Genomic DNA, 24,630 nt, shown 5'->3' with positions numbered 1-24,630 from the left:
AATAGCGCAAGAGAACCGCAAGATGCTGTTGCAGTTCTCTTTTCGGTTTCTAGGTTTTGTGTGTCAGTTGGCCTGCGGGATCAAAGGCGCGTTGTCACCCTGTGCCGGAGGCAACAGGTCATCCGCCGACGGAATTGCCGGTGTGCTTTCTTCGGTCGCGGCCGGTGCCTGTGTCCCAATCCGGTCGAGCACAGAGCTGCCCGAGGATTTTTGTGCCGCCAGAATGGTCAGCGTGATCGAAGTGACGATAAAGCACGCGGCTAAAATCCAGGTCACCTTGCCCAATGCTGTTGCAGCCGACCGACCAGCCATGGCACCGCCTCCGCCGCCACCCATGCCAAGGCCGCCGCCTTCGGACCGCTGCATCAGGACGACGGCGATCAGGCCCAAAGCCAGAAGAAGATGGATAATGAGAACGACGTTTTCCATGGTGGTCCTGTACAGCGTGGCGTGTATCGCGAGGTACTTATGCAAGTTTGGTTCCGGGGGCAAGTCACGAGTTACCATCACGCCAAGTGATCTTCGGGATCACAGCAAAGAGACTGGACAGGCAAGGGGATGGTAAAGCAGGCTGCGGCCTATGCCACATGACGATCCCGACCACCCGCACGCCTTATTGCCACCCGAACCCGCCCTGCGCGTCAAGGCGCTGGAAACGATTCTGACCCGCAAGGGTTTGATCGACCCGGCGGCTTTGGATGAGATCATCGACACCTACCAAAACAAGATTGGCCCGCAGAACGGCGCCCGGGTTGTTGCCAAAGCCTGGACTGATCCGGCCTTTAAGGCCGCACTGCTTAAGGATGCAACGCCCGAGGTGGCAAAGCTTGGCTTTTACGGTCGGCAAGGCGAGCACATAGTTGTTGTCGAAAATACCCCTGATCTCCACAACATGGTCGTTTGCACGCTTTGCAGTTGCTACCCATGGCCTTTGTTGGGGATTCCACCGGGGTGGTATAAATCGGATGCCTATCGTGCGCGGGCCGTGCGTGAGCCGCGTAAAATTTTGTCAGAGTTCGGAGTTTCTCTGGCGGATGAAACAGCCGTGCGGGTTTGGGATTCAACGGCCGAGATACGCTATCTTGTTCTACCCATGCGCCCCGATGGCACCGATGGGATGACCGAAGACGACCTGACCGCGCTTGTGACCCGTGACAGTATGATCGGAACCGGCCTGCCAAAGGTGCCGTCATGACCCGCGTTCACGATATGGGAGGACGGTTCGGCGACGGTCCGGTGATCCCCGAATCCCAAGATGCAGCGATTTTCCCAGAAGAATGGCACGGGCGCGCATTGGCACTGACATTGGCTGCCGGGTTTCTGGGACAATGGAATATCGACATCTCGCGCCATGCACGCGAACGACTGTCGCCCAAAGACTATGCACGATTCTCTTACTACGAAAAATGGGTGTCAGCACTTGCAGATCTGTTGGTAGAGCAGGGGGTCCTGACTTTGGAAGACCTTCTGGGCCAAGGAACGGATGCTTCACATCCTTTGGCTTCCCGCGCGCTGACAGCCGGGGCGGTAGAGGGCGCACTGTCCAAAGGCGGTCCGGCTGATCGACCCTCGAATATCGCGGTGCAGTTTGATCCCGGCCAAAAGGTGCGTACAGTACGACCGGCTGCCAACCGCCTGAAAAACGGTGGTCATACCAGGTTGCCATCTTACGCTTCTGGCGCTTGCGGTCGGATATTACGCCTGCATGGGACGCATGTTTTGCCGGATTCCAATGCTCATGGTCTGGGAGAGGCACCTGAACCATTATATGCGGTTGCATTCCCAGCCTCTGAGCTTTGGGCCGATCCCGAGAACCGAAATGACGAAGTCATATTAGATCTGTGGCAAAGCTATCTGGTGCCCGATGAGTGAGTGTAACGCACAGCCATTACCCGAGCTGGCATTCGCAGAGCCCTGGCATGCACAGGTCTTTGCGGTCACGGTCGCGTTGAATGAAGCGGGACGATTCGAATGGTCGGAATGGGCCGATCGGTTTTCGAAGATGCTAAAACGCCATGGTCTGAGCAAAGAGCTGAATGGTGGCAACGACTATTTCCATGCCTGGCTGGAAACACTCGAGGCCTTTTTAGCCGAAATGGGTGACGCGAACCCAAGTGATGTCGCTGCAGTATCGTTGGATTGGGAGAAAGCCTATCTGACGACTCCACATGGTGAACCCATTCATTTGTCGAATGGCTAGAAAAGGGGCGCTGCCCCCGCCGCGGCCAGCCGCGACTCCCCCGAGATATTTTGTGCCAGATGAAGCAAGGGATCTTCTCTTCACCTGGCCAAAAATACCTCCGCCGGAGGCACCACGCACAGCGTGGTTATGATCTGCGGCGAATTATCGGTTTCCCTGTCGCTGACACATCGCTATACGAGCCGGGTTTGATATCTCAGCGCAAAAAGGACCAGATATGGCCAATGTGGTTGTTGTCGGCGCCCAGTGGGGTGACGAAGGAAAAGGCAAGATCGTCGATTGGCTCAGTGAACGGGCCGATGTGATCGCGCGTTTTCAAGGCGGGCATAATGCCGGTCATACGTTGGTAATCGACGGTGCTGTCTATAAGTTGCACGCTCTGCCATCCGGTGTGGTACGTGGCGGCAAGCTGAGTGTCATCGGCAATGGCGTTGTTCTGGATCCCTGGCACCTGCTGAAAGAGATCGCAACGATCCAGGCGCAGGGAGTCGAGATATCGCCCGAAACGCTGATGATCGCAGAGAATACCCCGCTGATCCTGCCCATCCACGGTGAACTGGACCGCGCGCGCGAAGAGGCCGCAAGCAAAGGAACCAAGATCGGGACCACCGGTCGTGGAATCGGCCCCGCATATGAAGATAAGGTTGGGCGGCGTTCTGTGCGGGTTGCTGACCTGGCAGACGAAGCGACCCTTGAGGCACGCGTAGATCGCGCGCTGCAGCACCATGACCCGCTGCGCAAGGGATTGGGGATCGAACCCGTGGACCGCGATGCACTGATTGCTCAGCTGAGGGAAATTGCGTCCGAGATTCTGCCTTTCGCAGCACCCGTTTGGAAAGTACTGAACGAAAAGCGCAAGGCTGGTAAGCGTATTCTGTTTGAAGGCGCGCAGGGTGCCCTTCTGGACATCGACTTTGGAACCTATCCGTTTGTGACCTCGTCCAACGTGATCGCCGGTCAGGCGGCGACCGGTGTCGGCATCGGGCCCGGCTCGATTGATTTTGTCCTTGGCATCGTAAAGGCTTACACGACCCGTGTGGGTGAAGGGCCGTTTCCAACCGAATTGGATGATGCGGATGGCCAGCGTCTGGGTGAGCGTGGGCACGAGTTTGGTACCACCACCGGGCGCAAGCGGCGTTGCGGCTGGTTTGATGCCTGTCTGGTGCGCCAAACCTGTGCCACTAGCGGCGTAAACGGTATTTCGCTAACCAAGTTGGACGTGCTGGATGGATTCGAGACGCTGAAAATCTGTGTTGCCTATGACCTTGACGGTAAGCGTCTGGATTATCTTCCCACTGCAGCCGATCAGCAGGCACGATGTACTCCGATCTACGAAGAGGTGCCTGGTTGGAGCGAATCAACGGAAGGCGCGCGCAGTTGGGCGGACTTGCCTGCAAATGCCATCAAATATGTGCGTCGGGTCGAAGAGTTGATCGAATGTCCGGTTGCATTGCTGTCCACTAGCCCAGAGCGGGATGACACCATTTTGGTGACAGACCCGTTTGCTGACTGATGGCGGGCGAACAGAAAAATGGCCTGAGCTATAAAGCGCGTCGTCGTTGGTCGATGGTGCTGCTGCTGATTGGCCTGCCGGCTTATATCGTTGCGGTGGTGACGGTGATAAACTGGTTGGACCGGCCACCAATATGGTTGGAACTTCTGGTATATGTAGCGCTCGGCATTTTGTGGGCTCTGCCTTTCAAATTCATCTTCAAAGGTGTCGGAAAAGAAGATCCTAACGGGTCCTCTGACTGAGCGGCCAATTTGGGGCTCATCCTGCGACGGGTTCATACGCCTGCCCACAAAAGATCGCCCAATGAAAAAGGGCCGGAGTTGGTCTCCGGCCCTTTTTTCTTTTCGGTTTGAATTCAGCCTGCGGCGCGTTCATCTCCGTCAGGGCGGAACCCGATCTCGTCCGAAGCCGCAAACCGACCTCCGCCAGCTTTCTCAATCTTGCCATCGCGCAGCAGTTGCCCGAATGAGCGCAAGCTTTCCTCGCGATTAAAATCGTCCTGCTTGAGAGAACGGATCTTGTTCATCAGTTGCGGGCGCGAGAACTGTTCCTGTCCTTCGATGAACGACAGATAAGATGCCGCAGCTTCCAGCAGGTCCGGCAGAGATTGTGCGCCCTGTTCCTGCGCATAGTGCGCAAAGCCGCTTTCCTCGATCGGAAGACCCAGCGGTTTGGATTTTACACGGCGCGGAGAAATCGGCCCCATTTCATCCTCGTCTTTATTGTCGATGCGCTGTTCAGCAACCAGCTTGAGGGGAGCGGCAGGCTCTGCCTTGGGACGGGCAGTTGTAACATTGCTTTCGGGGCGGCGCGGGCTGATCTGCTGAGCCTGATTACGGTTCAGCGCATCTGCACGATCAGCATTGGTTGCGGCCACTGCATTGCGCAGACGGGAATATGTCTCGCGCTGAGTGGCAGTCGCGGGATCATCCATCTGTTCGACCGCCTTTTCCATCAGGCGAGAAACGTCCTCGTCCAGGTTCGGTTCCTCAGGCAGAGGCTCGGATGCACGGGCGGACAACACGGCTTCGACGCTGGCGATTTCGTCAAGCAGAGTTTCCTCGTCTTCTTCGGTCAAATAGCCGGCAACCTCTTCAGGTTCGTCTGCGTCCGCCGAAATGTCTTCTGTCAGGATATTGTCGATTTCGTCGCTCTCGGCTTCGTCCGTCTCGGCATTCAGATCCGAAAACATGACCTCTTCTGCCTCGACAGTGGTCACGTCGTCGGCAGTGGGTGCGACATCAATTTCTGGCACGGCGGGGGTCTCTTGGGCCGGGCCTTCGATCTCTGCCTCTTCCGCGGCGGGTGGGGGCATGTCCATCTGAGGTTCGGGCTCAAATTCCTGAGCTGCTTCAACCTCTGCATCGGCCGCGGGGGATTCGACCAGATCTGTGGGGGTCAGAGTTCCGGCCTGAAAGGCAGCCGATACGGCATCAGTTGGGCCGGTTTCGGATTTCATCAGGGGGGAATCTTCATCCTCGGCGTAGATCACCGAGTTTTCTTCGCTATGAGAGACCACAGCCCGAATCCGCTGCAGCTTTGCGGCGATACTATCGGCGGCGGGTTCGGGTCGACCCTCTACTGGCTCGGCCTCTGCGATGGGCGCGGACTGTGAAGGGGTATAGGCCGGAGCACCTGGGGTACTGGGCGGGGTCATGGGCGCGGTAGAAAGGGACGGTGAAGCGGCACGGTCTTGCGCCCGCAGAAGCAATCCGTTTTCGTTCTGGCTGGCTTCGACTTTACGCGTCGCATCTCGCTGAGCGATGCGGGTCAGCATTTCGGCGTCTGGTTGCGGCGGTTCAGACCCAAAATACCTGTCATCCGCTGCAAGGTCGCGGAAGTATTCGGCAATCGACTTCATCGTTTCAAAAGAATCGTCAAATCCTTCCAAAGTGCACGAGAAGGTTCCGTAGGAAACTGTCAAAACCTTGTTATTCTGTACCATCAGACGTACGTCCTCTACAAACTACACGAGCCATCAGCCCGGTCGTGGGCAGAGCTATTGGCTCAGAACTTTGTCCATGAACCTATCATTTTGTGGTCTCAATGTGTCAAAACCCGGAAAAAATGATCAATCTCATGAAAAAGACGCGAATTGTACGTTCGAAAGAGTCAATCACGCTGGTTGGAAGCGGTCAAATTGGCCCTGAAGATTTGGATTTGGCGTTGATTCGCACAAAGTTGGCCGTCGCCGCGGATGGTGGGGCGGCAAGTTTGTTGGAAATTGGGCGCATTCCAGACGCTGTTATCGGTGATTTTGATTCGCTTGATTCGGATCACAAAGATCAGATTCCGCTGGATCGACTGTTTCCAATTAGCGAACAAAACAGCACGGATTTCGACAAGGCCCTGCGCAGTGTCGAGGCGCCGTTGGTGATTGGGGTCGGTTTTCTCGGGGGGCGTCTGGATCACCAGTTAGCAGCACTCAATGTCTTGGTTCGCAGGCAAGATCAGCCCTGTATTCTGATTGGCGAAAGTGAGATTATCTTTCACGCACCCCCCCAAATCTCGGTTTCGATGGCGCCTCGAGATGTCGTCTCATTGTTTCCATTACAGCGTGTATCAGGGCAAAGCCGCGGCCTTGAATGGCCAATCGACGGTTTGGTGATGGAGCCGAACGGCGCTGTCGGAACGTCCAACCGCGCATTGGGCTCGGTAGTATTGCGCATGGATGGGCCGGGCCTTTTGGTAATGTTTCCCAGGGCGATGCTGGATCAGGTCATGCAGGCGCTTCTGTCGGGGCCGTCCGGGCGCTGGCCCGCTCACGCAGAATGACATAGAGGCCGGCAGCGATGGTGATGCAGATGCCCAAAGCGGCGACACCGTCGGGCAGGTCGTGAAAGATCAGCCAGCCAAACACCGTAGCGACTGGGATTTCGAGATACTGCATCGGGGCCAATGTTGCAGAGGGTGCATATCGCAGCGACCAGGTCATGAACAGATGTGCGACCGTGCCGAGAAGCCCGATTGCAAGCAAAAGCCAGACATCGCCCAAATTCGGAGCAATCAGGGACAGCTCCCAGATTCCGGCGGGTGTTCCCACCAACAGGGCAGGCAGTAGGATGACAGAAGCTATGACGCCCGACACGGCCTGCAGAGCAATGGGATCTGTAGCTTTTGCAATTTGCCGGGTCACGAGCATGAACAGGGCAAACACCACCGCGACGACAAGTGGAAGCAAAGCCGCATATCCGACCTCGGCAAAGCTGGGTTGAATGACAAGCAATGTACCACCAAAGCCCACAAGGCACGCAATCAGGCGTCGCTTGCCGACTTCTTCCTTTAGTACCAGTTTGCCAAGAAGCAACATGATAAACGGCATAACAAAGGCGATGGCCACAGCGTCGGCCAGCGGCAGGTATTGCAGGGCAGAGAACATCGCGGCGATGCCGACGATGTGCAGCAGGGTTCTTATGACAGCCAGGCGAAATATACGCCCCTGCATGCGCCAGGGCCTGCCAGTCCAGGCGACCAGCGGAACCAACAACATGGCTTGAATGGCAAACCGGACAAAGACCAGCATTCCAAGCGGCACGGTTTCACCCAGTAATTTGGCGACCGCATCCCCCAAGGGTGCAAGCGCGCAAAAGCCAAGCATCAGCACGATGCCAAAAACGGGACGATCCTGTGTCATGCAGCGACGCTAGCGCTTTGGCTGAACAGGGGAAAGCGAAAGCTAGGTTTCAGGCAAAGGCTGCATCTTGGTGTAGTCCGGGCCGATACAGATCGGCAGCCCGTCATCCATTTGCAACCAGTCCAGCTTTTCCTCATGCGCGACATGCAGTGTTGGCTGCAACTGGTTGGGGTCCTTCAGAAGGGCCACGTAGAGGTGCATTATGCCGGACATGGACGCAGACCGGAATGAGATCGGCGAGCCGCAATCAGGACAAAAGCTGCGTTCTACGCCGGGTGAGGATGCGAATGTCTTTGGTGCCTGGCCCGTCCAAGTCAGCTGTCCATCGCGGATCCCGAAATAGGCCGTCATCGGGGCCGCGCATTGTCTGCGGCAACTGTCGCAGTGGCAGGTCACACAGGACAGAACAGGCGGGTCCACCTGAAATGAAACTTTACCGCAAAGACAATGGCCATCCATCATGCTTCCCTGCTTTGTTTCAGCAATTCGGCACGTTCACCGCCAAACCGCCCAATGACGTTTCCTTGTATTTTTCATGCATGTCATGCCCTGTCTGACGCATGGTTTCGATGACGGCGTCCAGTGGTACGAAATGGTGACCATCTCCGCGCAGGGCCAAGGAGGCCGCTGATACCGCCTTGATCGCACCCAGCCCGTTGCGTTCGATACAGGGTACCTGAACCAGCCCGGCGACAGGATCACAGGTCATGCCCAGATGATGCTCGAGCGCAATCTCAGCGGCATTTTCCACCTGTTCCGGGGTGCCGCCCATAACCGCGCACAGCCCGGCAGCAGCCATGGCTGCGGCGCTGCCGACTTCAGCCTGACACCCGGCCTCGGCGCCCGAGATTGAGGCGTTGTATTTGACCAGCCCGCCAATAGCGGCCGCAGTCAGCATGAAATCTTCGATGTGGTTCTCTGAAGCACCGGGTACATGGTCCAGATAATAGCGCATTACCGCTGGAAGAACCCCGGCAGCACCATTGGTGGGGGCGGTCACCACCTGACCGCCAGCTGCGTTTTCTTCGTTTACGGCCATGGCGTAAACGCTCATCCAATCGTTGATCGTGTGGGGCGCGTTCAGGTTCATGCCTCGTTCGGCCATCAACGCGTCATAGATGCCTTTGGCGCGACGGCGAACATTCAGGCCACCGGGCAGAATGCCGTCGGTGGTCAGACCGCGCTCGATACAGTCGTTCATGACCTGCCAGAGGCGCGCGGTGCCTTTGGCAAAACTGTCTGCACAGCCGCGCGCGATCTCGTTGGCGCGCTTCATCTCGGCGATGCTTTTGCCGCTGGTTTTGGCCATGTCCAACATCTCGACCGCCGATTTGAAAGGAAAGGGCACCGGTGCGCCTTCATCTGTTGCCTTGCCCTGGGCCAGTTCTTCCTCGGTCAGAACAAAGCCGCCACCGATCGAGTAATAGACCTGCCGCAGGATCACGTCGCCCTGTGCGTCCGTGGCCATCAGGACCATACCGTTAGCATGGCCCGGCAGATTGTTTTCATAGTCGAAAACCAGATCGGCCTTGGGATCGAACTGCAGCGTGGGCAATCCTTCGGGGGTCACGCTGTGGGTCTCACTTATGCCAGCCAGTGCGGCCTCGGCCCGTTCGTGATCATATGTGTCGGGCACAAATCCGGCCAGGCCCAGGATCGTGGCGCGATCGGTTGCGTGGCCGACACCGGTAAAGGCCAGCGACCCGTGCAACGACCCGCGCAGCCCTGAAAATTCGAACGGAGAGGCGCGCATCATGTCCAGAAACCGCGCGGCAGCAACCATTGGTCCCATCGTATGGGACGAGGACGGGCCAATGCCCACTTTGAACATATCGAAGACAGACAGAAACATATCAGGTAGCAAAGCCTTCCGGTGGGTTAGCATAGGTTGGTGAGGTAAAGGGTGTAACCCCTAAACCCTCGGCCGCGATTGCGGCGCGTGTGGCGGGGCGCGTCTCCAACTGCATCAGCATTCGCTGCAGATGCGGCGTGTCAGCGATCTGAAACCAGCTGCGATCAGCCTTCGCAGGATAGAGCGCCATCCAGCGCATCTGACAGGCCAGATAATAACTCAGGACCGATGGTATGTCCGGGCTCAGCCAGGGCGGCGCGCTTTTCGCAACTTCATCAAGCTGGCGCAAGTGCTGGCGCAAACGAGGGCGGATACCGGCGCGCAAAGGATTGACCTGCGCTGCGTCTATATACTTTTCGGCGTAAAACAGAATACGCAGATCAGCGTGCAGCGTATTGGAGGCAAAGAACAGCCACTTCAGAAACGCGGCGCGGTTGCTGTCCATGGGGGTAGGGGCCAGCCGGCCATGCGTATCCGCCAGCCACAACAAGATAGCAGCGGTTTCGAAGATCGGCCCCTGTGGTGTTTCCAATACCGGGATCAGCCCATTGGGGTTCAGCGCGCGATATTTCGGGCTGTCCTGTGCGCTTTGGCGGCGGTCTACCAGAACCGTTTCATAGGGCAGGCACATCTCTTCCAGCGCCAGCCGGATGACCAGCGAAGCATTGTCCGGGGCATAGTGCAGGCAGTAAGGCGTGTTCATGCGAACTATGTATACCTCACGTATGTAATCAACAGACCTGATTGCGACGTTTCCCATAGGAAACGCGTAGTTTCGCGACATGTTGGTCTACCGATCCGGACAATTCTCTCTCGCAGTTGTCGTAGGCATTCCGTATAAGTTCCGCAGCAAATTAGGGGGATGCTGAAATGGCCGGTGATCTGTCGCCCATCGACACTGCAAAATACGTCGCAGCACGCCGTGCGGCTGACATGGTGCAGAATGGGATGCGAGTCGGCCTGGGAACCGGATCGACCGCTGCATGGATGGTGCGTCGGCTGGGGGAACGGGTCAGAGAAGAAGGTCTGGCGATCAAGGGTGTTCCGACATCGACCCGGACGGCCCAACTGGCCCGTGAACTGGGCATTGAGGTTGTTTCCCTGGATCAGGCGGGATGGCTGGACATCACCATCGACGGTGCGGACGAATTCGACAGAGAGCTTAATCTGATCAAGGGCGGCGGCGGCGCGCACCTGCAGGAAAAGATCGTAGCCACGGCCAGCGACCAGATGGTGGTCATCGCCGATGCCGGCAAAGAGGTCGAGACTCTGGGTGCCTTCCCATTGCCGGTCGAGGTGATCCCCTTTGGCTGGCAGACCACACGCACCCTGATCGAAGAGGTGCTGGATACCATGGATGTTCTCGGTACCCGCTCGGCGCTTCGCATGAACGGAGAAGCGCCGTTTGTCACGGATGAAGGCAATCACGTGCTGGACCTGCATTTGCAACGGATCGGAAACCCAAGGCAGATGGCGCTGGTGCTGAACCAGGTACCCGGCGTGGTCGAGAACGGGTTGTTCATCGACATTTGCGACAAGGTCGTGATCGGTTATGGAGATGGCCGGGTCGAACTGCGCGACATCAACGAGGGAACGGTGGAACTGGACGAGTTGTTCGATGGCGGCAAAGACAACCTGTTCACGGATTTGGCGGATTAAGGTATGAGCACCTCTCCGGTTGCTGAATACCGCGAAACCGAAGCAGATTTGGCTGCGCGAGCCAGGACGCTAAAACGCAACCTGATAAAGATCGGGATTGCGGCTGTGGTGGCGGCGTGGGGTTTTGTTTCCGCGGGGTGGACAGGTGGCACGCTTTTCACATTGGTGCTCGTTGCCCTTACTTCCGTCGTGTTGTTCATGAACTATCTAGTCTCACTCAATATGCCGTCGCTTGTGGCCCTAGTGGACTCCGGTGGATTGAAGCTCCGCACGCGTAGAGGAACGATCCAAGACATTGTTTGGCCTGATGTACGCTACATTGATGCGTTCGACGAAACCGAGCAAAAACGACGCCCTATTTTTTTTGTTAGCTTCAACAAGTCAGATGGCGGGCATGAGTGTTTACCCCTTCCGTTGCAATCCATGCCGAAACCCATATCTGAGTGTTTCGTAGAGACGATTGAGCATTATCGACCAAATCTGTATGCGTCCTGGCAAGATCAACTGTCCCAGTGGTCCAGTCTGGGCCGTCATGAGTGACCGGGTACATCATTGATGATGGCTCGATAGCGTTGTCAGAAAACTGAAAGAGGCACTGTAAATGAGCTTTGACTATGATCTTTTCGTCATCGGAGGCGGCTCGGGCGGGGTCCGGGCGGCGCGTGTGGCGGCTGGCGAAAACGGGGCCAAAGTGGCGTTGGCGGAAGAGGATCGCTATGGCGGGACCTGCGTGATCCGCGGATGTGTCCCCAAAAAGCTGATGGTATTTGCCAGCGAATTCTCTGGCATGGCCGAAGATGCACAGGCCTATGGCTGGGACGTCAAACCCGGTGCATTTGACTGGGATTTCTTTCGCGGCAAACTCCATGCCGAGCTGGACCGGCTGGAAGGCATCTATCGCAACATCCTGAAAAACAACGGCGTCGAAAGCTTTGATCAGCGTGCACATGTGGTGGACGCACATACGGTTGAGCTGGCCGATGGCACCCGCATGACGGCCAAGCATATTCTGGTCGCCACAGGCGGACGCCCTGTTGTGCCCGAGTTTCCGGGCTCGGATCTGGCGATCACCTCGAACGAGATTTTCCATCTGGAAAAACTGCCCGAAAGCATCCTGATCGTTGGTGGCGGTTATATCGCCAGCGAGTTTGCAGGAATCATGAACGGCATGGGCGTGAAAACCACCCAGTTCTACCGCGGTGCGCAAATCCTTCGGGGTTTTGACGAAGAAGCGCGCGGTCTTATCAGCGAAGAGATGTGCCAGAACGGGATTGATCTGCATCTGGGCACCAATGTGCTTGAGATGGCCAAAGACGGTGACAAGATTCGCGTAAAGGCCACCAATGGCACTGAACAGCTGTTTGACGTGGTCATGTATGCCACGGGTCGCGCGCCCAATTCCGACAATCTGGGGCTTGAGGCGATCGGCGTTGAACGCGGCCGCAAGGGTGAGATCATCGTGGATGATTACAGCCAGACAGGCGTGCCCTCGATCTATGCGATTGGCGACGTGACGGATCGGGTAAACCTGACTCCGGTTGCGATCCGCGAGGGGATGGCTTTTGTCGAAACCGTATTCAAAGGCAACCCGACACCTGTGGATCACGACCTGATTCCAACTGCGATTTTCACGCAGCCGGAATTCGGCACGGTCGGGTTGAGTGAAGAAGACGCTGCAGCCCAAGAGCCGGTCGAGATCTATGCAACCTCGTTCAAGCCGATGCAAAAGGCATTCGCAGGTGGCACGCAGCGGGTTTTGATGAAACTGATCGTCTCTCAGGCCACGCGTAAGGTACTGGGCTGTCACATTGTGGCACCGGGCGCCGGCGAGATGATTCAACTGGCTGGCATTGCCGTCAAAATGGGTGCAACCAAGGAAGATTTCGACCGCACCGTTGCAGTTCATCCGGTCATGGCGGAAGAACTGGTAACAATGCGTCATCCTGTGCGTACGGCTTGATTTGCAACCGCGCGCACACAAGTTACAAGGGAACCCGTGATCACACGGTTCAACACAAGGGAATAGATAAAAATGGCGGGCAACAGCGGCGGCCCCTGGGGGGGCGGAGGCTCTTCTGGCGGCGGAGGAAATCGGGGTGACAACGGGGACGGGCGCAAGCCTCCCGAAAATGAAGGCCCGCAGATTCCCGAGATCGACGAGCTGATGAAAAAAGGCCAGGAACAGCTGCGCGTCCTGATGGGCGGCGGCGGTGGTCGTGGCACCAATGGTTCGGGCAGTGGCGGCGGTGGTGGTCCCATCTTTACCAAAGGGACCGTTGCCATTGGGTTGGTGGTGGGTGCAGTCCTTTGGGGGGCGGCCAGCTTTTATACGGTAAAGCCGGAAGAACAGTCAGTAGAGCTGTTTTTGGGTGAATTTTCAAACGTTGGAAATCCCGGTCTGAACTTTGCGCCTTGGCCATTTGTAACTGCCGAGGTCATTCCTGTGACCCGCGAGCAGAACGAAGACATGGGCGGAGCCCGTGGTAGCGATGATGGCTTGATGCTGACCGGCGACGAAAATGTTGTCGATATCGACTATCAGGTGGTCTGGAACATCAATGACCCGGCCAAGTATCTGTTCAATTTGCGCGACCCGCGCCAGACGATCCGCGCCGTGTCGGAATCGGCCATGCGCGAGATCATTGCACAAAGCGAGCTGGCACCGATCCTGAACCGAGATCGGGGTGTGATCGCTGATCGCTTGCAGGAATTGATTCAATCGACGATGGACAGCTATGATTCCGGCGTGAACATTGTGCGTGTCAACTTTGACAAAGCCGACCCGCCACAGGACGTAATCGCGGCCTTCCGCGATGTTCAGGCTGCCGCACAAGAACGTGACCGTCTGCAGAACGTCGCCGACGCCTATGCCAATAAGGTACTGGCCGAAGCACGTGGTGAAGCCGCGCAGGTTGTGGAAGAGGCCGAAGGATATCGCGCCCAGCAGATCAACAGTGCTCAAGGTGAAGCCAGCCGCTTTAGCGCGGTTCTGGAAGAATACTCCAAAGCGCCGGATGTAACGCGCAAACGTTTGTATTTGGAGCGGATGGAGCAGATTCTGGGTGATGTCGACAAGATCATACTGGACGAAAACTCGGCCGGTCAGGGACAGGGCATTGTGCCGTATCTGCCGCTGAACGAACTGCGCCGCAATCAATCCGGGGAGAGCAACTGATGCGTAAGTCACCCATTATCCTCATCCTTGTGGTGATCCTCGGCGTTGTTGCGCTGTCATCGATCTTTATCGTGGACGAACGCCAGCGCGCATTGGTTCTGCAATTCGGCCGTGTGGTCGCGGTTAAGGAAGAGCCTGGTCTGGCGTTCAAAATTCCACTTATTCAGGAAGTTGTCCGTTATGACGACCGTATCCTGTCCATCGACGTTCAACCGCTTGAAGTGACGCCGTTGGATGATCGTCGTCTGGTAGTCGATGCCTTCGCACGGTACCGGATTTCCGATCTGAACCAGTTCCGCCAGGCGGTTGGTGTCGGTGGTATCCCGGTTGCCGAGGATCGTCTGGACCGCATCTTGCGCGCTGAAACCCGCGAAGTTCTGGGTTCAGTTTCGTCCCGTGACATCCTGAGCTCGGACCGGGCTGCACTGATGCTGCGTATCCGCAATAGTGCGATTGCCGAGGCACTTGCGCTGGGTGTGACCGTCATTGACGTGCGTCTGAAAGCGACCGATCTGCCGCAGGCCAACCTCGAAGCGACGTTTGACCGGATGAAGGCCGAGCGGGAGCGCGAAGCAACGGACGAACGTGCCCGTGGTAATGAGGCGGCACAGCGTGTACGTGCCCAGGCCGACAGGACCGTGGTCGAATTGGTGTCGGATGCGCGGCGTGAGGCTGAGATCATTCGCGGTGAGGCTGACGCCGAACGCAATGCGATCTTTGCCGAAGCTTACGGTGCGGACCCGGAATTCTTTGAATTCTATCGTTCGCTGACCGCCTATCAGAATGCATTGCAGGGCGGTAACAGCTCGATGGTATTGAGCCCGGATTCCGAGTTCTTCAACTATCTCAAATCACCCACCGGCCGGGGCCAATCGGCGGGGCAGGCGTCTGAATAATGGGTATGATCCTTCTGGCCTTTGGGCTGGTGTTGATTGTCGAGGGGCTGGCCTATGCGCTGGCCCCTTCGCTTATTGAACGTATGCTAGAGGCGTTGCGGTCGATGCCAGAGCAGGCACGTCGGCTTGCAGGATTGTTATGTGTGGTGGGAGGTCTCGTGTTGCTATGGGGTGCATATCAGGTCGGGTTTTGAACAACGGCTACACTTCATGGTGATTTCCCCGCGATCCTCAGTTGCGGGCAAGGACAAACCAGCTACATTGGATATCAAGAAGGGCCGCCTGCGGGCGATCCAGATAGTGTTGACGACAAGGAGTTCCCACGTGCAGTCACAAGCGCGCAGTATATCCGTCCGGCGGGACGACGTTGTTGGTTTCATGCGGTTGATGTTGCTGGCCTTTGCCGGGATGCTGCTTGTATTGGCGCAGTCAGTGGCCGCCCAGGCGCGGGGCGAAAGCCTGGCTCCGCTGGCCGATAAGATCAGCCCAGCGGTGGTCAACATCACCACTTCGACACTGATCGAGGGACAGACCGGCCCACAGGGGATCGTTCCCGAAGGCTCTCCTTTCGAAGATTTCTTTCGCGAGTTTCAAGACCGTAACGGGGATGAAGATAACCGCCCCCGCCGCAGCAATTCGCTGGGCTCGGGGTTTGTGATATCCGAGGATGGTTTCATCGTTACCAACAACCACGTTATTGCCGAGGCTGATGAGATACTGGTCGAATTCTTCCCGGGCGACGGTCAACCGAAGAAAGAACTGCCTGCGAAAGTGATCGGAACAGATGAAAAAACCGATATCGCGCTTCTGAAGGTCGAAGCCATCGGGCCGCTGAAATACGTCAAGTTCGGCGATAGTGACATTGCGCGCGTTGGCGACTGGGTGATTGCGATGGGCAATCCCCTGGGGCAAGGTTTTTCGGTTTCGGCGGGGATCGTCTCGGCGCGGAACCGCGCGCTCAGCGGATCTTATGACGACTATATCCAGACCGATGCTGCGATTAACCGGGGGAACTCGGGCGGGCCGCTGTTCAATATGGATGGCGAGGTGATTGGCGTGAATACGGCGATCCTGTCGCCGAATGGTGGTTCGATCGGGATTGGCTTCTCGATGGCCTCGAATGTGGTGGTCAAGGTTGTCGACCAACTGCGCGAGTTCGGAGAGACCCGCCGCGGTTGGCTGGGTGTCCGCATTCAGGATGTGACCGAGGATATGGCCGAGGCGATGGGCCTGGACAAGCCGGGTGGCGCGCTGATCAGCGATGTACCCGAGGGCCCGGCCAAAGAGGCAGGCCTGTTGGCGGGCGATGTGATCCTCAGCTTTGATGGTGTCGAGGTCGATGACACCCGTGGATTGGTACGTCAGGTTGGTGAGACAACGGTTGGCAAGTCGGTCCGTGTGGTGGTGCATCGGGATGGCAGCACGCAGACAGTGCTTGTGACTCTGGGCCGCCGCGAAGATGCCGAGCGGGCCGAAAGCGAAGAGGGTGAGGCCGAAGAAGCCCCGGTTGAGGAAAATGCCGATATTCTGGGGCTGACGATATCGCCCGTGACTGAAGCCCTGCGTGCTGATCTGGGGCTGGAGCCGGATACCGAGGGGCTGGTTGTGACCGAAGTGGACGAGGCGTCAGAAGCCTATGCCAAGGGTTTGCGCGCCGGTGATCTGATCACCGAGGCTGGCCAGCAGAAGGTCACTGCGATTTCTGATCTCGAGGACCGAATGGAAGAAGCCCGCACGGCCGGGCGGAAGTCACTGCTGCTTTTGGTGCGGCGCGGTGGAGATCCACGCTTTGTCGCGCTGAGCCTTGAAGAGTGATCTCTTAGGTTGAACAAACAGAAAGGCCAGGGCACCTGCTCTGGCCTTTTTTCTGTGCTGAAAAAAGATGAGCCACACGCCGGGGAAGGCGTATGGCTCTGGTACAGGGAGAGGTCAGTGGACAGATATCGGGGATGATTCTCTGACCTCCTACGGTAACAGTTCCTAACGTAATCTTAATGCGATCCGTCGTATGTGAAGCAGGTCACAACAGGTCAAATGAGGTCGGAATCCGCCAGTTCCCGCAGTGCCTCAAAATCATGGATCATCAGGCCGCCTCGCGAAGCTTCGACAACCTTGTCGCGTTTCCAGGTTGAAATTGTCTTTGAGACAGCTTCGCGCGTGGCACCAACGAATTCGGCCAGCTCGCTTTGGGACAGGGTAATGCGAGTGGTTGGATCGTCTTGAAGGTTGGACAGATGCAGCAGTTTGCGCGCAAGCCGGATAGGCATCGGCAAAAAGACCTGTTCATTCAGTTGCGACCCCATCCACCGCATGCGCAAACCGGCCAGTCGGATCATATCCACCGCAAGGTCAGGATGTTGGCGGATCTGGTTCATGACATCGGACCTTCGCACACGCAGCACCCGAGAGGCCTCGGCCGCGGCCACGGTTGCGGTGCGGGGGCCATTGTCGAACAAGCCGATTTCACCAAAGACCTCGCCAGGCTTCATCAATGTCAACGAGAGTTTTCGACCGCTCATCGCCAAGAAGGACACCTCTAGCGTGCCGGCAAGAATGGCATAGAGGGCATCCCCTTCATCCCCTTGTTCGAAAAGGATATCACCAGGTTCGAGAGAAATCTCTGTCGCCTGTGCCGAGAGCATTGATCTCAGCCGGTCTGAAGCTTCGGATAGAAAGCCACTATTTGGGAAAGCCGTCATTTGGTGTGGTGCTCCGGCGGGAAAAGGTGAGTGGTGACACAACTTTTCATAGCCCAAGCGTTTAGCCAAGGATTTTGTTAGGTTTTATGGCCTCCCGCGCTTCACGGAAAAGTCATCCGAAGGGCGGTTGAGGATTTAGCCGTCATTGATGATCGGGATCATCCATATAGCTTTGCAACAGGCTGAACTGCAGCATGAGGAACGCCATAAGGGCAATGGGGAATCCGAAGGTCTCAATCTTGACCCACAGGTCGGTCGACATCGTGCGCCACACGAATTCATTTGCGACGGCCAGAACAGCAAAACACGCACACAGACGACGGGTCAGGATCATCCAGCCTTCGTGTTTCATGGGCAGCATCTCGTCCAGAACATAGGCAAGATAGGATTTCTTTTGCAGCAGCCCGATCCCCAGGATCAGAGCAAACAGGCCATAAACAAGCGTGGTTTTCATCTTGAAGAACCGCTCGTCATTGAACCAGGCGGTCAGGCCGCCGAAGAAAATGACCATGAAAGCTGTGAATATCTGCATCCGGCTTAGCTTGCCGGTCAGGTACCACAAGATGCCCATTGCCCCCAGCATCAGCGGCACAAAAATGATCGTGGCAATGATAAAGCCGGAATACTCGATGCCGCCGATCTGAAAGCTGTCATCGCGCAAGCGTAGGTAGATGAAGAAAAAGGCCAGCGGAGGACCCAGTTCCAGCACCTGTTTCAGAAATGGATTTATGTCGGTCTTGCCCGTCATGTCTTTTGTCCTGCTGCTTACCCGCCCATTTCAACTATTACGGCGCCGAGTGCAATCAATGCCATCAGCGCGATCCGCCTTGGGCCGACGGTTTCTTTCAGAACCAGCCAGCCGATCAGGGCGGCAAAGACGGTGGAGGTTTCCCGCAGAACGGCGGCTTCGCCGACCTTGTCCAACCGCGTGGCCAGCATGATGGCCCCGAAAGATAGAGGGGCGATGATCCCGCCGGCGATGCCGCGCAGCGCCAAGGGCCCCAAGGCCGGGCGATGGGCCATCGCGCGCCAGCGGAAGAACGCATAGATCGGCATGGCGGCCCCGTCGATCATGAAAAACCAAGCCAGAAAGGTGAACGGATCGGCCGTCGCGCGAATGCCATAGGCGTCATAGGTGGTATATAACGCCACAAACAGGCCGGTTGCGAGGGCCAAGGCTAGGGCGATCCCAAGCGTTTCGCGGTTGGTTTCGAGAAACCGCAGATTATAGGCCGCAAGCCCGAATATCCCGGCCAGCAAGACCGCGACACCAAACCATTGCGTGGCAGAGAAGGTCTCGCCAAACAACAGGTAGGCACCGAATACTGTGAACAGGGGTCCGGTGCCGCGCACAACAGGATAGACCACTGTATAAGAGCCTTTGGTATAGGCCATTGCCTGCAGGATCTTATAAGCGATGTGGATCAGCCAGACGGTGGCGAAGATTGGCCACATATAGGGCTCGGGCCAGGGCACTACAAAAAACGCGAAAGGTGCAGCCAGAAGACAGTAGCTGGCGTCTATGGCCCCGCGGGACAGCCACGGGTCGTGACGGCCCTTTTGTAATGCTCCGAACACCGCGTGCAAGAAGGCGGCCATCAGCGCGAGCCCAAGGGCAAGGTCATGGCCCTTGGGCGTGCCTTCCAGAGAGATGAGCCAGTCGCTCAAGACATCGACCTTTCGCGGGTGGAGAGGGTGGGGAGCTGTCTGCCCCCACACCCCCGAAGATATTTTTAGCCAGTTGAAGTTCAGATCAGCGTTGATCGAGGCCGGTTAGAGCAGCGGCGAATTCTTCGGGATCGAAAGGGGCGAGATCGTCGATCTGTTCTCCGACGCCTATTGCGTGAATGGGCAGGCCGAACTTGTCGGCCAGTGCCACCAGCACGCCGCCTTTTGCGGTGCCGTCCAGCTTGGTCATCACCAGGCCGGAGACATCGGCCAGTTTTTGAAAAGTATCAACCTGGCTGAGTGCATTCTGACCGGTGGTGGCGTCCAGAACCAAAAGGGTATTGTGCGGTGCGGTTTCGTCGACTTTGCGGATCACCCGGACGATCTTGGCTAATTCCTCCATCAAGTCGGCACGATTTTGCAGACGACCGGCGGTGTCGATCATCAACAGATCGGCGCCATCCTCTTGTGCGCGGGTCAACGCGTCGAAGGCCAGGGAGGCGGGGTCCGAGCCTTCGGGGGCTGTCAGGACCGGAACACCTGCGCGGTCGCCCCAGACCTGCAGCTGTTCAACGGCGGCTGCGCGGAAGGTGTCTCCAGCTGCGATCACTACGTTCTTGCCGGCCGCCCTGAACTGGCTGGCTAGTTTGCCGATCGTGGTGGTCTTGCCCGATCCGTTGACGCCAACGACCAGTACCACCTGTGGGCGTTTGGAATAGAGCGGCATGGGCTTTGCAACGGGTTCCATAACCCTGGCGACTTCCTGCGCCAGAAGCTGCTTGATCTCTTGTGTCGAAAGTTTGCGGCCATAACGGCCCTCGGCCATATTGGCGGTGACGCGCAGCGCTGTGTCCACACCCATGTCGGATGCAATCAACAGCTCTTCAAGCTGTTCCAGCATGTCGTCATCCAGCGTGCGGCGAACTGTTGTCTCGGTTTCGGCGCGCCCGAAAAGCCGCCCGAGCATGGATTTGGACGGCGCAGACTCGGCTGTAGTGGCCACCGGTTTGGCAACTGCCTGTTCCGGTGCCATGTCCGGTTGCGCGACTCCGGGTGCCGGTTCGGAATGCGGCGCTGGCGCTGGCGGGATTGGATCCGGTGCAGTTGTTTCCTCGCCCCCATCTTCAACGATGGCATCCAACCCTTGTTCAAGGCGGGATGAGGATTTGAACAGCTTGTCCTTGAGCTTTGAGAATAGCGCCATTTTTGGTCTCCGCAGGTGTTCCTCTCACCTAATGCGGAATTGCAGCAGTTGCAAAGGGTCAGAGGAAGGCGATCAGAAGACCGGCTTGCGCCCCCCAATACAATACCCAAACCAGATAGGAGGTGAAACGGCGGCTGGGATGGTCCACTGGCAAAAGAAACTTCTCAGTCGCCAGGATCAGGTCGGACGCGATAAAGGACAAAGCCGCAGGTAAAGCCCAACGCAGCGCGCCTGTTTCGGGCAGGGCCAGGACCGTGATGCCCATGCCCAGAATGATCGGAATATACCCGAGAACGGGCCATTTCAGATCTCCGGCACGCGGCGGTAATAGGGTGAAAACGACAATACCGAGGAGGATCAAAGACCAGAAGTATCCGGGCTTCTCCAGAATAAGCGCGGCGTCGCTGGCCGGATGGGACAAGAACAGCCCGATATAGGCCAGATGACCAGTTGCAAAGGCACCGATCCCGGCCATGAAGGTGGCATCACTTTCCCGGGACAGAAGGGCGTCCCCCAGCGCACAGAATGCCAGCGCAAGGATCAACATAAATGGAGCGCCACTTTGGGCGGCAATGACCGCCAGAACTGCGACGGATAGGGTCTTTAGGATTGACCGAACAGCACCAGCGCCACGCGAGGTCAATGGCAGGTAAGCCAGAGCGCAAGCTGTCGCAATCAGAAAGAGGGCATTGGTCATAGAGTTATCTCCGCAGCATGTACTGAACACTTTCGCAGCGCATAACCGCAAAACTCAATCGGTGACGTGAAGGCACCCGGTTGGAATGAAAAGGGAATTGGCCTAGCGGCCTGCCATCTGACAGAATGGTCCCATGCTGAAACGAATTGCGATTCTGTTGTCGTTGGCTGCCCCGGCGGTTTGTGCCGACACATCCCTGTCCGGCGCCGAATTTGACCGCTATACGCTGGGAAAAACCCTGTTCTATGGCTTTGAAGGCAGGATTTATGGGGTCGAGCGTTATCTGCCGGATCGACGCGTGATTTGGTCTTTTCTGGATGGGAACTGCAAAGAAGGGCTCTGGTACGAGCAGGAAGGACAGATCTGTTTCGTCTATGAAGACCGGCATGACCCGCAATGCTGGGTATTCACCGAATCTGGCGGCGGTCTGATCGCTCAGTTCGAGGGAAATCCTGAGATGACCGAACTATATGAGAACGAAGACACAGACGCCGAGATGGTCTGTTACGGTCCCGAAGTCGGTGTCTAGCCTGTGCAGGGGTCAGAACAACGACCCCTGATCCGGCGCATCTTTTTTCGGCGGCTTTTTCGAAGTTGACGGTGACGCGGTAGACGGGCCGGTCTTCAATTCGCCATCTGCAAATTCAATGTCAAAGGATTGGTGTTTTGCCGCCTGATTACGGGTTGTCAGTACTTGCCCTTCGGCGCGTACGACCGCATATCCACGTTGCAGCGTGGCCTTGTAGCTGAGCGTTTCCCGCAGCCGGTCTGCGGTTTCCAGGGATTGACGCATCCGGTCCAGACGCGCGGCTTGCGCTGTACTCAAGCGTTCGGCTAGGCGGTTGATGTTTTGCCGTTGGCTGTCGATTTCGCGCTGGATCGGCCGGACAGACAGGCGCGACGAAAGGCTGCGCAGTGTTTCCTGTCGGGTTCCGACCAGTGAGCGTAATGTGGACGGGCGCAGATGGGCGGACAGTTTCACAACTTGAAGGCGGCGGTTTTGTACGCCGCGCTCAAGTGCTGGTGTCAGTCGGTCCGCAATTAAATCAAGGCGTTGTCGCGGGTTGTTCAACAAGCTATCCGGGCGTGGTAATGCGCGGGATAAATCCCGCAACCGTTGCGACCGTCTTTGCACAGCGTCCGTGGCTGCACGGGACAGGCGGGCGCCCTGCTCTCCGGTCCAGGCCAAAAGTTCCATGCGGACGGGCACCGCAAGCTCGGCTGCGGCCGTGGGGGTTGGGGCCCGGCGGTCCGACACAAAATCAATCAGGGTCGTGTCGGTCTCGTGCCCAACGGCCGAGATCACCGGGATATCCGACGCCGCCGTTGCGCGGGCCACGGCCTCTTCGTTGAACCCCCAGAGGTCTTCGATTGACCCGCCACCACGGGCGACGATGATCAGGTCCGGTCGTGGCAGCGCACCGCCAGGGGTCAGTTGGTTGAAACCAGTAATCGCGTTCGCCACCTCAGGCGCGCAATTCGAACCTTGCACGGCGACAGGCCAGATCAGCACTTTGCGCGGAAACCGGTCACGCAACCGGTGCAGGATATCGCGGATCACCGCGCCCGAGGGTGAGGTCACCACGCCGATGATCTGAGGAAGATAGGGCAGAGGCTTTTTACGCTCGGGTGCGAACAGGCCCTCGGATTCCAACTGTTTCTTTCGCTTTTCAAGCAGGGCCATCAAGGCACCCTGTCCGGCCACTGAAACCTCATCCACGTTCAGATTGTATTTGGACTGCGCTCCAAAAGCGGTCAGGCGGCCTGTGACGACCACTTCCAGACCTTCCTCGGGAACCACGGACAGGGCAGCAACCTGGCCTTTCCAAGTGGTGCAGGCCAGTACGTTCTTGTCGTCCTTGATGTCATAGTACAGATGACCAGATCTGGCTTTGAACACGCGACCGACTTCACCCCGAACACGGATTCGGCCGAAACTGCCTTCCAGCGTCCGCTTCACCTCGCCCGAGATGTCGGAAACAGTGTATTCTGGGGTATTTTGGCCGGGAATGGGGTCGTCAAGCAGGTCGGACATTTCAGCGCCTTGTGTCAAATGCCCGGCCAGCTTAGAACGCGCGGAAGGCGAGGCCAAGCAGATCGGAGAGCAGTCATGAACATCCTCATTCTCGGCAGTGGTGGGCGCGAACACAGCCTGGCCTGGGCGGTGATGCAAAACCCGAAATGCGACCGCCTGATTGTGGCGCCGGGCAATGCCGGGATCGCCCAGATTGCCGAATGTGCAGCGCTGGATATCGAAAACGGCGGTGAGGTGGTCAGGTTTGCGGATGAGAACGCGATCGACTTTGTGATCGTCGGCCCCGAGGCGCCATTGGCTGCGGGGGTTGCGGATCGTTTGCGCGAGGCCGGTGTGCTGGTTTTTGGCCCCTCGGCAGAGGCCGCACGTCTCGAGGCGTCCAAGAGCTTTACTAAAGAGATCTGCGACGCCGCCAATGCTCCAACCGCAGGATACGCCCGGTTTACCGAGGCCGAGCCAGCCAAAGCCTATATCAAAAAGAAGGGCGCACCTATCGTCGTCAAGGCTGATGGCTTGGCCGCGGGCAAGGGTGTGATCGTTGCGATGGACGAAGCGACGGCCTTGGATGCGATCGATGACATGTTTGGCGGAGCCTTTGGTGGTGCCGGTGCCGAAGTTGTGGTCGAAGAGTTCATGGAAGGTGAAGAGGCATCTCTGTTCGTGCTATGCGACGGGGAAAGCATCCTGTCCATTGGCACGGCGCAAGACCATAAACGGGTAGGCGAGGGCGATACCGGTCTGAACACCGGCGGCATGGGCGCGTATTCTCCGGCTCCTGTGTTAAGCGCTGTAATCGAAGAGCGCGCGATGAACGAGATTGTGCGCCCCACCATGGCAGAGATGAAGCGGCGGGGTACGCCGTTTCAGGGCGTTCTTTATGTTGGCTTGATGATCAAGGACGGCCAGCCACGGTTGGTTGAATATAACGTGCGTTTCGGCGACCCGGAATGTCAGGTGCTGATGATGCGCCTGGGCGCGCAGGCGATGGACCTGATGCACGCTGCAGCAGAAGGCCGGTTGGCCGAGGCGCGTGTAAACTGGGCGGATGATCACGCCTTGACGGTAGTCATGGCCGCAAATGGTTATCCGGGCTCTTACCAAAAAGGCAGCGTGATCAAAGGGCTGGATGACGTATCTGAAGATAGCGGTAATATGGTGTTTCACGCAGGAACCAAAGAAGCCGACGGTCAGATCGTCTCTAGTGGTGGCCGGGTATTGAATGTCACCGCACGCGGACGGAACCTGCAGGAAGCGCGTGACCGCGCCTATGAGCTGATCGACGGGATCAACTGGCCAGAGGGGTTCTTTCGCCGGGATATCGGATGGCGGGCGCTTTAATCGCGACGGCTCCCGCGCCCAGCCACTGCATCAGAGATGCAGCGTCAATGGACTTGGGCC

At 57.5% G+C, this 24,630-nt stretch carries 27 protein-coding genes; 15 read left to right on the top strand and 12 right to left on the bottom strand.

Annotation, left to right across the window (positions count from 1 at the left end; genetic code table 11):
- Positions 1-63: 63 nt before the first annotated feature.
- Positions 64-429 (bottom strand): preprotein translocase subunit SecG, encoded by a 366-nt coding sequence (gene secG / locus AC2FH9_RS02775; RefSeq protein ID WP_142634600.1) that lies wholly within the window; start codon positions 427-429, stop codon positions 64-66.
- Positions 430-580: 151 nt separating this feature from the next.
- Here secG and nthA point away from each other — a divergent pair, with 151 nt between their 5' ends.
- The 5 genes from nthA to AC2FH9_RS02750 all read left to right on the top strand — a co-directional run bounded on the left by nthA (position 581) and on the right by AC2FH9_RS02750 (position 3,955).
- Entirely contained in the window at positions 581-1,195 is a 615-nt protein-coding gene (gene nthA / locus AC2FH9_RS02770) for a nitrile hydratase subunit alpha (RefSeq protein WP_496690784.1), read from the top strand.
- On the top strand, positions 1,192-1,872 hold the full coding sequence (gene nthB, locus AC2FH9_RS02765) for a nitrile hydratase subunit beta (RefSeq protein ID WP_496870685.1): 681 nt from the start codon (positions 1,192-1,194) through the stop codon (positions 1,870-1,872). The genes nthA and nthB overlap by 4 nt, the downstream gene beginning before the upstream one ends.
- Positions 1,865-2,200 carry a nitrile hydratase accessory protein gene (locus AC2FH9_RS02760; protein WP_496694990.1) on the top strand — a complete coding sequence of 112 codons (336 nt, stop codon included), beginning with the start codon at positions 1,865-1,867 and terminating at the stop codon, positions 2,198-2,200. Before nthB ends, AC2FH9_RS02760 begins: the two co-directional genes overlap by 8 nt.
- A gap of 217 nt (positions 2,201-2,417) precedes the next feature.
- Positions 2,418-3,713 carry an adenylosuccinate synthase gene (locus AC2FH9_RS02755; protein WP_142634592.1) on the top strand — a complete coding sequence of 432 codons (1,296 nt, stop codon included), beginning with the start codon at positions 2,418-2,420 and terminating at the stop codon, positions 3,711-3,713.
- Positions 3,713-3,955, top strand: coding sequence for a DUF2842 domain-containing protein (locus tag AC2FH9_RS02750; RefSeq protein WP_142634590.1), 243 nt, complete (start codon positions 3,713-3,715; stop codon positions 3,953-3,955). The genes AC2FH9_RS02755 and AC2FH9_RS02750 overlap by 1 nt, the downstream gene beginning before the upstream one ends.
- Positions 3,956-4,068: 113 nt before the next feature.
- On the opposite strand, the gene AC2FH9_RS02745 is transcribed toward AC2FH9_RS02750, so the two are convergent.
- Complete coding sequence (locus AC2FH9_RS02745) at positions 4,069-5,658, bottom strand: hypothetical protein (protein ID WP_496870683.1); 1,590 nt, start codon at positions 5,656-5,658, stop codon at positions 4,069-4,071.
- Between the two features lie 134 nt (positions 5,659-5,792).
- Here AC2FH9_RS02745 and AC2FH9_RS02740 point away from each other — a divergent pair, with 134 nt between their 5' ends.
- Positions 5,793-6,488 (top strand): thiamine diphosphokinase, encoded by a 696-nt coding sequence (locus tag AC2FH9_RS02740; protein ID WP_496870682.1) that lies wholly within the window; start codon positions 5,793-5,795, stop codon positions 6,486-6,488.
- Here AC2FH9_RS02740 and AC2FH9_RS02735 read toward each other — a convergent pair.
- The 4 genes from AC2FH9_RS02735 to AC2FH9_RS02720 are packed head-to-tail and all read right to left on the bottom strand — an operon-like array spanning position 6,433 to position 9,902.
- Positions 6,433-7,347: a DMT family transporter gene (locus AC2FH9_RS02735; RefSeq protein WP_496694995.1), complete on the bottom strand. Its 915-nt coding sequence runs from the start codon at positions 7,345-7,347 to the stop codon at positions 6,433-6,435. The two genes, AC2FH9_RS02740 and AC2FH9_RS02735, sit on opposite strands and share 56 nt — an antisense overlap.
- A 42-nt stretch (positions 7,348-7,389) precedes the next feature.
- Positions 7,390-7,809: a GFA family protein gene (locus AC2FH9_RS02730; protein WP_496870679.1), complete on the bottom strand. Its 420-nt coding sequence runs from the start codon at positions 7,807-7,809 to the stop codon at positions 7,390-7,392.
- A gap of 16 nt (positions 7,810-7,825) precedes the next feature.
- Positions 7,826-9,199 (bottom strand): L-serine ammonia-lyase, encoded by a 1,374-nt coding sequence (locus AC2FH9_RS02725; protein WP_142634582.1) that lies wholly within the window; start codon positions 9,197-9,199, stop codon positions 7,826-7,828.
- A gap of 1 nt (position 9,200) precedes the next feature.
- Positions 9,201-9,902 (bottom strand): glutathione S-transferase family protein, encoded by a 702-nt coding sequence (locus AC2FH9_RS02720; RefSeq protein WP_496749150.1) that lies wholly within the window; start codon positions 9,900-9,902, stop codon positions 9,201-9,203.
- Positions 9,903-10,069: 167 nt separating this feature from the next.
- On the opposite strand from AC2FH9_RS02720, the gene rpiA reads away from it, so the two are divergent.
- The 7 genes from rpiA (at position 10,070) to AC2FH9_RS02685 (ending at position 16,744) form a co-directional block, all read left to right on the top strand.
- Positions 10,070-10,858, top strand: a complete 789-nt coding sequence (gene rpiA / locus AC2FH9_RS02715) for a ribose-5-phosphate isomerase RpiA (protein WP_271946345.1) — start codon at positions 10,070-10,072, stop codon at positions 10,856-10,858.
- Between the two features lie 3 nt (positions 10,859-10,861).
- Entirely contained in the window at positions 10,862-11,398 is a 537-nt protein-coding gene (locus AC2FH9_RS02710; RefSeq protein ID WP_496870677.1) for a hypothetical protein, read from the top strand.
- Positions 11,399-11,459: 61 nt separating this feature from the next.
- On the top strand, positions 11,460-12,818 hold the full coding sequence (gene gor, locus AC2FH9_RS02705) for a glutathione-disulfide reductase (RefSeq protein ID WP_496870675.1): 1,359 nt from the start codon (positions 11,460-11,462) through the stop codon (positions 12,816-12,818).
- Between the two features lie 72 nt (positions 12,819-12,890).
- Positions 12,891-14,033, top strand: a complete 1,143-nt coding sequence (hflK, locus tag AC2FH9_RS02700) for an FtsH protease activity modulator HflK (RefSeq protein ID WP_142634572.1) — start codon at positions 12,891-12,893, stop codon at positions 14,031-14,033.
- Positions 14,033-14,929 (top strand): protease modulator HflC, encoded by an 897-nt coding sequence (gene hflC, locus AC2FH9_RS02695; protein WP_496700039.1) that lies wholly within the window; start codon positions 14,033-14,035, stop codon positions 14,927-14,929. Before hflK ends, hflC begins: the two co-directional genes overlap by 1 nt.
- Positions 14,929-15,123, top strand: coding sequence for a DUF2065 domain-containing protein (locus AC2FH9_RS02690; RefSeq protein WP_496695008.1), 195 nt, complete (start codon positions 14,929-14,931; stop codon positions 15,121-15,123). The genes hflC and AC2FH9_RS02690 overlap by 1 nt, the downstream gene beginning before the upstream one ends.
- A gap of 184 nt (positions 15,124-15,307) precedes the next feature.
- The gene (locus tag AC2FH9_RS02685) at positions 15,308-16,744 is read left to right on the top strand and encodes a Do family serine endopeptidase (protein ID WP_496870714.1); all 1,437 of its coding nucleotides are present in this window, start codon (positions 15,308-15,310) and stop codon (positions 16,742-16,744) included.
- Positions 16,745-16,959: 215 nt separating this feature from the next.
- Here AC2FH9_RS02685 and AC2FH9_RS02680 read toward each other — a convergent pair whose 3' ends face one another.
- From AC2FH9_RS02680 to AC2FH9_RS02660, 5 genes are all read right to left on the bottom strand, one after another.
- Positions 16,960-17,628 carry a Crp/Fnr family transcriptional regulator gene (locus AC2FH9_RS02680; protein ID WP_142634564.1) on the bottom strand — a complete coding sequence of 223 codons (669 nt, stop codon included), beginning with the start codon at positions 17,626-17,628 and terminating at the stop codon, positions 16,960-16,962.
- A 142-nt stretch (positions 17,629-17,770) separates the two neighbouring features.
- Complete coding sequence (locus AC2FH9_RS02675) at positions 17,771-18,376, bottom strand: inner membrane-spanning protein YciB (protein ID WP_496690772.1); 606 nt, start codon at positions 18,374-18,376, stop codon at positions 17,771-17,773.
- Positions 18,377-18,393: 17 nt separating this feature from the next.
- Positions 18,394-19,296 carry an EamA family transporter gene (locus tag AC2FH9_RS02670; RefSeq protein ID WP_142634560.1) on the bottom strand — a complete coding sequence of 301 codons (903 nt, stop codon included), beginning with the start codon at positions 19,294-19,296 and terminating at the stop codon, positions 18,394-18,396.
- Between the two features lie 85 nt (positions 19,297-19,381).
- Positions 19,382-20,500, bottom strand: a complete 1,119-nt coding sequence (ftsY, locus tag AC2FH9_RS02665) for a signal recognition particle-docking protein FtsY (RefSeq protein WP_496870673.1) — start codon at positions 20,498-20,500, stop codon at positions 19,382-19,384.
- 58 nt (positions 20,501-20,558) lie between these two features.
- Entirely contained in the window at positions 20,559-21,197 is a 639-nt protein-coding gene (locus AC2FH9_RS02660) for a lysoplasmalogenase family protein (RefSeq protein ID WP_496870671.1), read from the bottom strand.
- Between the two features lie 133 nt (positions 21,198-21,330).
- Here AC2FH9_RS02660 and AC2FH9_RS02655 point away from each other — a divergent pair, with 133 nt between their 5' ends.
- Positions 21,331-21,726: a hypothetical protein gene (locus AC2FH9_RS02655; RefSeq protein ID WP_496690768.1), complete on the top strand. Its 396-nt coding sequence runs from the start codon at positions 21,331-21,333 to the stop codon at positions 21,724-21,726.
- A gap of 12 nt (positions 21,727-21,738) precedes the next feature.
- Here AC2FH9_RS02655 and xseA read toward each other — a convergent pair whose 3' ends face one another.
- Complete coding sequence (gene xseA, locus AC2FH9_RS02650) at positions 21,739-23,232, bottom strand: exodeoxyribonuclease VII large subunit (protein ID WP_496870670.1); 1,494 nt, start codon at positions 23,230-23,232, stop codon at positions 21,739-21,741.
- Between the two features lie 75 nt (positions 23,233-23,307).
- On the opposite strand from xseA, the gene purD reads away from it, so the two are divergent.
- The gene (purD, locus tag AC2FH9_RS02645) at positions 23,308-24,570 is read left to right on the top strand and encodes a phosphoribosylamine--glycine ligase (protein ID WP_496751366.1); all 1,263 of its coding nucleotides are present in this window, start codon (positions 23,308-23,310) and stop codon (positions 24,568-24,570) included.
- The last annotated feature ends 60 nt before the right edge of the window (positions 24,571-24,630 follow it).

It is taken from the genome of Ruegeria sp. CDSC081, assembly GCF_059610485.1.
The sequence above is the reverse complement of the archived record's forward strand: the minus strand, read 5'-3'. Positions and strand labels throughout refer to the sequence as shown.